This is a genomic window from Clostridium sp. C105KSO13 (genome assembly GCF_001517425.1).
In the GTDB taxonomy this organism is placed as follows: domain Bacteria; phylum Bacillota; class Clostridia; order Lachnospirales; family Lachnospiraceae; genus Muricomes.
Genome location: NZ_FBWL01000088.1, coordinates 1 through 833 on the forward strand (window position 1 = coordinate 1; position 833 = coordinate 833).

The window sequence follows — 833 nt, forward strand, 5'->3', positions numbered from 1 at the left end:
TGAGGTGTTTTATATCCAAGTGCACTGTGAATCCTCTGGCGATTATACCAGGATTCTATATACTCAAAGAGTGCCTTACGACATTCTTCAAAGTCTTGGTAAGTGTTAAGATAGATTTCTTCTTTCTTCATTACAGAGTGGAAGGATTCAATACATGCATTGTCATAAGGATTTCCTTTTCTGCTGAAGGAATGTATAAAGCCATGTGTTTTCATATATTCTTCGAACAGATCACTGGTATATTGACTACCCAAATCACTATGAAGAATGATTCCATTTGTGTCCGCTACATTCAGACATGCATTTTTAACTGCTTCAAGAGCTAACTCTGCCGTCATATGTTTGCCATAAGCATAACCTATGATTTTACGATCATAAAGATCCATAACGGATGCCAGATATGTCCAGCCTTCTTTCAACACATGGATATACGTGATATCTGTTACCCACTTCTTATTGATGGTATCAGCTTTGAAATCTCGGTTTAAGACGTTCTCTTTGTCGTCAGGGACTATCCCCTGATTGGCTTTATGATTGTATTTTTTTACAACAACTGAACAGAGACCCTGACGCTGCATATGACGCTGCACACGCTTGATACTACATGGGATACCTGCTTCATTAAGTTTACGATGTATCTTAATTGCACCATATCTTTTTTTGCTTTCATCAAAGCATTGTTTGACCTCTGATGAGAATTTCTGGTATTCCTGTTCTTTGTTTGAAGGTACACGAACCAGAGCCTCATAGTAGGTGCTTCTCGCGAATTTCAAGGCTTTACACATCTGCTTGACAGTGTAGTATTTAAGATTGTTGTTGATAAAGGACACGTA

The 833-nt window shown here is 38.2% G+C and carries 1 protein-coding gene; it reads right to left on the reverse strand.

Annotated features, from left to right (window positions below):
- Window positions 1-773: IS3 family transposase (locus BN3456_RS00505; protein ID WP_242862761.1), on the reverse strand; the 773-nt coding region annotated here is incomplete at its 3' end.
- Window positions 774-833: the final 60 nt, after the last annotated feature.